The organism is Oleiphilus sp. HI0080 (assembly GCF_001635135.1).
The window spans coordinates 1-8,382 of sequence record NZ_LWFU01000430.1; the positions used below are offsets into that span (position 1 = coordinate 1).

4 protein-coding genes and 1 pseudogene are annotated in these 8,382 nt (G+C 47.8%); 1 reads left to right on the top strand and 4 read right to left on the bottom strand.

What is annotated here, in order from left to right:
- On the top strand, positions 1-866 hold an 866-nt coding region (mnmC, locus tag A3751_RS08255; protein WP_156492334.1), incomplete at its 5' end, for an FAD-dependent 5-carboxymethylaminomethyl-2-thiouridine(34) oxidoreductase MnmC.
- A gap of 27 nt (positions 867-893) precedes the next feature.
- Here the strand turns inward: mnmC and A3751_RS08260 are convergent.
- From A3751_RS08260 to A3751_RS08275, 4 genes and pseudogenes are all read right to left on the bottom strand, one after another.
- On the bottom strand, positions 894-3,326 hold the full coding sequence (locus A3751_RS08260) for a hypothetical protein (protein WP_156492335.1): 2,433 nt from the start codon (positions 3,324-3,326) through the stop codon (positions 894-896).
- Between the two features lie 123 nt (positions 3,327-3,449).
- Complete coding sequence (gene ligA, locus A3751_RS08265) at positions 3,450-5,474, bottom strand: NAD-dependent DNA ligase LigA (protein WP_068454270.1); 2,025 nt, start codon at positions 5,472-5,474, stop codon at positions 3,450-3,452.
- A 15-nt stretch (positions 5,475-5,489) separates the two neighbouring features.
- Entirely contained in the window at positions 5,490-6,476 is a 987-nt protein-coding gene (gene zipA, locus A3751_RS08270; protein ID WP_197466237.1) for a cell division protein ZipA, read from the bottom strand.
- 71 nt (positions 6,477-6,547) lie between these two features.
- Positions 6,548-8,382, bottom strand: a pseudogene (locus tag A3751_RS08275) (chromosome segregation protein SMC); the annotation flags it as partial.

Sequence of the window (8,382 nt, forward strand, 5' to 3'; positions counted from 1 at the left end):
GCTTTGTTCAGCAATTGCCGTCCGACGAGCTGTCGTTCAAGAGCCGCATCGCGATTAACAGTACAGGTCTTTTTTTCCCGCAGTCTGGCTGGCTTGATACCAAAGCGTTTGCTGAATATGTGCTGCAACGAGCTAACGTCCAGTTTATCGGAAGTACCAAAGCCATTGGGTTAGAACAAGCGCAAGACAAGAGCTGGCTCGTTGAAACACCCGACCAGACTCTTAACTCAGAATACGTCGTGCTCTGCAATGCCTTTGGAGTCAAGGATCTTATCCCTGACCTCGAACTACCTCTTAAACAGCTAAGAGGTCAAACCAGTCAACTTCTCAGCACCGAACTTGCCAATCTGTCATGCGTCGTTTGCGGAGAAGGATACCTAAGCCCAGGAGCAGAGAATAGCGATGAGCTGCACATCGGCGCTACTTACGACCTTAAAAATCTGGACTCAACCTATCGCATAGCAGATAACGCAAAGAACGTAGAGCAACTGGGAAAGTGGCTAAAAGGCTGGGATCCAAATGGGCACAATACCATTACTAGCGGAACAGCAGGATTAAGAACAACGAGCGCGGACTACACGCCTATCGCTGGGCCAGTTCCGAATAGACCAAAAATGGTCGATCAGCTATCAGAGCTAGCACACAATGCAAAGGCTTGTCAGTCAACATACGGGGCATATCAAGAAGGTTTGTATATCAATGTGGCATATGGCTCAAAAGGCCTCACCTTCGCACCCACATGCGCCGATATGATTGCATCCCATATCAAGGCAACACCAATAATGAGCACATATCAAATGCAGAAGATGCTATCCCCTTCTCGCTTCCTTGTCCGACGGCTAAAAAAAGGCCTGATTAAAAACTAGGGTTTTGGAGAACATCGAGCAGCTACGCTAAAACGGTAAGGGAGCGAGATTGGTTCCGTCAGGTGCGAAGGGGGCTATTCGATATCGAAACGTTCCATCTCCAGACGTATGATTCTCTTTCCAAAGCACCAAGAACTTCTCATCGTTCACCGCCTCAATATCAATAGCGTAGTCTTCTCCCGGCGTGCCAAACTGAGTAACGATACCTAAGCTTGGTGTCCCCTGAATACCGACCGAAGCAAAGAACACATCGCGACCACCAACGCCCGAAATTGACGCGCCTTCTTGAAATTCACCAAGCGTATCACCGGCAATGCCAAGCACCTCTTTATCTTCTATTTTTGCCAAACCAATAGCGACATCATCTTCGCTAGAAGCAATAGAAAACAACGAATTCGCCGACCCCGAGTCATTAAAGGTCAGGTCGTAAAAAAATATATCCTTAGACAAAGATGGCGTTACAGAGAGATCACTTCCATACTCCGATGAGACAAGAAACGCCAAGCGATCACGGGCATAGTTATCTGAGCCGCCAAAGTCATAATTCGCAAACTGCCTAACCTCCAATATCGGTAGATCTGAGTCGACAAAACCATCCTCATCAAAACTCGAGACCTCGATTCCTTGCGCGTCAGAAGTCAAAACCTGAACCCCGGTGTCGGTAAATCCTGAACCTAAAGCTACGTTATCAGAATCATCACCAATAAAACGCCGATAATCCAAGCCTAAACCGGTATCAAAAAGATATACGAAGCCATCAGCCTGGCCGCTCGGAGCAATCACAGCCTCTCCATCAAGAGCAGAACCAGAGCTGCTGCCTGTAATTACCAGCCCCTGATCGTCAAAAAAACGAACGCTTTCAACAAGATCATCACTCTCTGAACCGTGCTGACTTCGAGACAGCTCGGTAATCGTGCCGTCATCCGCGATAGAGAACCTCACTAGCACAAAGTCCGTCCCGCCCCAAAGGCTACCTGCGTAATTGATGTTGGTGCCTATCACTAAAGCGAGCTCGTCGATCCCATTAGACATTGAAATGACCTCTACGCCTTTCACAGCAAAGTCTGCCCCAGCAACACCAAGCTCGAAAAATTCCGCCCCATTCAACAGCATCGCTTCACCAAAACTACTTAACCTTCGAATACGAACGGCATTGTTCGCTCCATTCTGGTAATCCGTCGCAATATATAAACTGTCAGCCCCCTCTGTAGCTGCAACAGCGTGTTCGCCAGAGTCTAAATCAAGAGGATCAGTGTTGTTAAAGCTGTTAACCGTAATGCTCACCACACCCCTTGGGTCACTTGAACTGTCGCCCTGCACCTCAATCACTAGCTTGGGGTCAGGTTCTGCTGTGACCATCGGGGAACCAAGAGAAATACTGAAGACGCCACTAGATTCGCCTTCTGCAATCGACACAATTCGAGAGGCTGGATTTAACGAATAATCCGCATCCTCCAGGTTTGTTTCTGACAAGCTTACGTTGACCGGAACAAAGATCTCCTTTTCTGCTGGAGCACCAATCTCAAAAGAGATCGCAAGTGTGTCTCCAGGCGATTGAATGTATTCCAAATCAAAGGGCTCAACTCTCGGCTCGTCGTCGTTAATTGTCACATTAACGATCGACACCCCTAAATCACCGACAATGTTTCTTTCACCATCAAACGACACAGACAGCGACTCGATCGCCTCAATCTCCGAGTCATCAATTACATAAAAGGTTACAGAACATGCTGTAACACCTTCGGCAAACGACAACTGCCCCTGCAGAGGTAAAAAATCCACGCCAGACCTAGCGACTCGCTCTACGTTACTTGCTTCAAGTACACTGACATCAAATACTACTGGGACAGAAACAGCGGTGGAAAGCTTCAATACAACCTGTACCGGGTAAGCTGTCCCTTGCGCAACAGAAATGGGGTCGGGTTCAACCTCAGTCGCCTCTTCACAAACCGTCTTGCCTCGCACCCCCGGCCCAGATGACGCCCTGAGATTTGCTTCACCCTCCGCAAAAGACACAAACGTTTCTAGCTCGTCAATTGCAACATCCGAAATAGAAAACTCAACTCTAACAACAATGCTAGAAACTCCATCTGTCACCTCAATCCAATAGGCCGAGTCAAGGTTTCTATCTAAAAGAGCTGACGGTACCGGAACGCCTTGCAACCGGAAGGTATTACCTGAATCATGCACGACAGCCAATTCAACGCGATTTACATCTTCAAACTCACCAATCAGCTCTTCACTCATTCCGCTTTCAGGGTTTTGAATATACCGAACTGCATACCCACCTTGGCCGCCGGTTATTTCAATAGGGATATCTACCGGCGCATACCAGGTCATCTCTGTCGGCAAGGCTGATTCGTTCAAGATTCTGACATCATTATCAGGTAGCTCTGTTTCGCAGGCGACCAGAAAGATCGTTACACACAGTACAAAAAGATGTTGAAAAAGGGGTTTCAAAATAAACGCACTCACCGCTTGGCAGTTATTGTTCTATGAGAAGAAAAAATCTAGTAGTTGAATGGTATTAAAAGGGGTGGAAGTTTTACAGGATGCTGATCAAGAAACGTTCTGTACATCACACTATGCTTGGGAGATTAGCTCCAAAGCTTGCTCCTCAGACAAAATTTCGATGCCAAGCTGCTCTGCTTTCGCCAATTTAGAACCGGCCTTTTCGCCCGCAACGAGAAAGTCAGTCTTGCTAGACACAGAACCACTTACCTTCGCACCTGCATCTATCAACATTGTTTTGAGTTCATCGCGGCTAAAATTTGGTAAGGTGCCCGTAAGAACAAACACCTTTCCTCTCGCTGGCGAATCAGATTTAGAAGCCTGTTTTTTCAAGGGCTTTGGATGTACACCTTTTTCGAGCAATTTATCGACTTGGACGCGATTATCCTCGTTACCAGTAAACGCGAGAACATGCCCAGCTACGATCGGCCCAATATCATCTAAACTCTCGAGCCTTTCCGCCTCAAAAGAAAACAAATCATGAATATCATCAAGCGCTTGTGCTAGTGTCAAAGCCGTGGTTTCACCAACCTCACGAATACCAAGCGCATAGATAAAACGCGAGAGAGAGATCTCTTTTGACGCATCAATAGCAGCAATAAGATTATCCGCACTTTTCTGCCCCATCCGCTCAAGCAAAACCAAATTGGGTGCCGTCAAATCAAAAATGTCGGCAGCACTCCTAATAAATTCTTTCTCAACCAGCTGATCTACAAGCTTGTCGCCCATACCATCGATATCAAATGCTTTGCGCGAAACAAAATGCTTTATGGATTCTTTTAACTGCGCCGAGCAAACTAGAGCCCCGGTACATCGAGCAATAGAGCCGTCCTGTTCAACCGGGGAATGACAAACCGGGCAGGTATTAGGGAGAAAAATATCTTCCGAACAGGCTCCTGAAGCAATACGGCGAGACACCTTGGGAATCACGTCACCTGCGCGTTGTATCGCGACCGTATCACCAACGCGAATACCAAGCCGCTGAATTTCATCCATGTTGTGTAAGGTGGCGTTACTCACAGTCACGCCTCCCACAAACACCGGTTTCAAACGTGCAACGGGAGTAATCGCTCCCGTTCGCCCCACCTGAAACTCAACACTTTGCAAGATCGTCTCCGCTTCCTCAGCTGGGAATTTATAGGCCGTAGCCCAGCGGGGCGCTCGAGAGACAAACCCCAAGGCTTGCTGTTGCGCGAAACTGTTTACCTTAAAAACAAGACCGTCTATCTCATAATCAAGTTCAGAACGCTTAGAACTCATGCTTTCAACGTAATGAACAAGCTCATTGGCGTCTTTGAACTCCTCAATCAGAGGGTTCACAACAAAACCAAAGCGACCAAGAGCCCGCAGCGACTCTAAGTGAGATGTGAAAGAAATATCATCCGAATAGAAACCTACAGAATAGGCATTCATACTCAGTTTTCGCGCCGCCGTAACACGCGAATCAAGCTGACGAAGACTACCTGATGCCGCATTACGCGGATTGACGAAGGCCTTGCCACCACTATCCTCAGCCTTGCCGTTAAGCTCCTCGAAGACAGCTTTCGACATAAATATTTCCCCTCTAACCTCTAGCTCCCTAGGGGTGTTTTCACCCTGAAGCCGCAAAGGAATGTTAGAGATGGTCTTTACGTTTGGTGTGATATCTTCGCCTGTCTGACCGTCCCCTCGCGTCGCTCCATATTGCAAAACGCCGTCTACGTATAAAAGACTAACCGCAACGCCATCTAATTTAGGCTCTGCAATAACAGAGAAGTGGCCACCCTCTTCAGGCGCGACCTTATCTTTTAGGCGAGCATAGAAGGCGCGTAGATCTTCTGTTGAGAAGACATTATCTAGAGACAGCATCGGGATCCGATGCTGTACTTGTTTAAACTCATTGGAGGGTGCACTGCCAACACGTTGCGTTGGGGAGTCTGGGCGCTTTAGCTCGGGATGAAGCTCTTCGATCGCCTTGAGCTTTTGGAACAAAACATCATAGTCTGCATCCGAAACGCTTGGAGCACTGAGCACGTAATACCGGTAATTGTGCTCGTTGAGCTGGGCTGACAGATGCGCAACCTCATCCGCCAAACTCTCTACAGACTTTTGAGTCACCTTAACTTCCTAATATCAAGGCCGAGCCTTACAAAGCTGCTTGCGTTCAAACTCTCGAATGCGCTGCTTACTATGCTCAATAGTCTGTGACGTTAGAACGCTACGATTCTCATCTTTCAGCTCGCCCTGCAAGTTGTCGGCAAAGCACTTCGCTGTTTCGTACATAAACTCAAATGCTTTGAGGTAGTCTTTAGGGCCTGGAATACTCATAAAAAAACTCACACCAGGCGTTGTCAACGAATCGAGCTTGTCCGGATCAAAGTAGCCAGGTTCAACAGCATTCGCAACACTAAACTGAATAGGACTGAGCAAGTCCTCCTCATGACGGTGGAAGATCGACATATCGCCATGCTGCATGCCGCATGCTTCAAGTAACTTTTTAATTGCCGCACCGGAAAACACTTGCCCGGTTCGCGCATCGACGTTTATGACGATGACTTCATGATCTGGTGTTTCTTGAGCTGCCGTTTTGTCACTTTGTCTAGGCTTATTTGCGCCTTTCTTCTCGGGCGATTTAGCAACCTTGGCGGCGGCACTTTTACTGGCCTTCACTTTCTTAGAAACAGGCTTCTGCTTCGCGCTTATATCGCCAAAATCTTGATTATCAACCAAATCCAGCCCTAGGCTTGGCTCGACGTCTCCTACTTCGAAATCGTCATCTATCGCGGAAATTCCAGAGACGTGATTTTCTTCATTGACCGAATCGACGCCTGTAGCAACAACGCGGGCGCTTCCACTAGGTAACTCGGGGTTAAAATCATCATCAAGAGGCGAGCTTTCAATTTGACCACCAAGGTCGCGAGACATTTTAAGAGAATCTTGCCGAGCCAATCTCATACGACGAATGCCGTCTATGAGAATACCCAGGATAATGACAACGCCGGCAACAATTAACCATTCTCGAAGATTCATTGCTAAATTTTTGCTCGTTTGGAATAGCGCTTTAAAAGCTGAAATCGGGCGCACAGACAACACTCGCGCACCCACTAATTGCACCCCCATATATTATCGTCAAAAATGGAGTTACACCAACGGCAAAGATTAAAGCTTAATTAATTGTTTTATAACTGGCGTCAAGCTTCTGCTAGACGAGCAGCAGCATCGATGTCAACCGACACAAGACGTGATACCCCGGGTTCATGCATCGTGACACCCATCAGTTGATCCGCCATCTCCATTGAGACCTTATTATGAGAAATATAAATAAACTGCACCGTAGATGACATTTCCTTTACCAGTCGCGCAAAACGCCCAACATTCGCGTCATCAAGCGGAGCGTCAACCTCATCTAACATGCAAAAAGGTGCAGGGTTTAACTTGAAGATAGAGAAGATGAGCGCCAAGGCCGTTAGCGCTTTCTCTCCTCCCGATAATAAGTGAATTGTTGAATTATTTTTTCCTGGCGGACGGGCGATGATCGACACACCCGTTTCGAGCAAGTCGCTATCCGTTAACTCTAACTTGGCACTGCCGCCGCCAAAAATCTTCGGAAATAAATCCTGCAATCCCGAATTGACACGATCATAGGTTTCCTTGAATCGAGCCCTCGTCTCCTTATCTATTTTTCGAATAGCCCCCTCAAGCGTCTCTAGAGCCTCAACCAGCTCATCATTCTGAAGATCGAGATAATTTTTTCGCTCCGATTGAGCTTCGTATTCATCGACTGCAGCAAGGTTAATTGGCCCAAGCCGAAGAACGCGATTCGCGAGCTTTTCCAAGGTCTGCTCCAGGGATTCTTTCGACAACACCTCTGCGTTAGCTGCATCATTTAACTCTTGAGACAATGCCTCGAGATCGAAGCCAAGCTCAGTAATGCGCTCTAATTTTTTAGTCTGCTCCATTTCGAGAGCCTGAACTTGCAATCGCTGATTTTCAAGCTTACCGCGCATGTCGAGCAAAACACCCTCGCCCTTCTCCCGAGCAAGCTCCAACTCTCTCAACTGAGCCTGCAAATCCTCTTGCGCCTCCCTTGCAACAACGAGCTTCTTTTCATCTCGTTCATGAGCCACGAGCTCATCTTGTAATCTAGACTCCAGCACCTCGATTTTCTCAACATCCGCCTGTTCATCAATCAACGCATTCAAAGATGCCTGCATCGCTTCTAGACTTCGCTGTAAATCCAACTCGCTATGACGCAGCACATCAAGACGATCAGCCGCCTTTTGTTTCGCCAGCGTCACCGCATGCACTTTTGATTGAATGTCGCGCTGCCCATCACGCGCATGGTCAATCGCTTCTCGCAACACATCCCTCTGCTCACTATGACGAGCGCGATCCTCGCCCATTGCATCAAGAGACTCCATCGCTTGCTGCCAAGCTTCTCGAGCCACCTCAAGTGAGGCGCGATCAGCCTCCAACTCATGCGAAATTCCGAGCATATCTTCTTCAATACGCTGCCTCCGCTCATGCATTTGCTCTTGCCTCGCCCGCACAGCACTCAATTTTGCAGCAAGCTGCGAATGCTCTCGCGCAAACGTTTCTTGTTTGCGCTTCTCGTGACCAAGCTTAACGGATAACTCTCCAAGCCTTTCGTTGACGACATCTCGCCTATCAAGCAGCAACTGCAATGCGCTATCCTGTTCAGCAATCGCTAAAGAAAGCTGATCAATCTTAGCCTGACGAACTACAACACCGTCACCCGCCTCTCCCGTGGATAAACATCGTATACTTGTTCGGCTGACAACAAATCCATCTTTAGTTACGATTTTCTTTCCACACGCCAAACCACTTTGCTGCTGCAATGCAAGCGACAAGCTATCAACACAAGCACACTCATTCAGCTGCTCATTTAAGACGTCGACTCCCGCAACTTTGCTCGCCAAAGACCCTGGAAGCGGTTCAACCACTGAAGCGCCTTCCAAAAACACGGTAAACGACTCTTTTGTAAACCCCGATAACTCCGAACCGA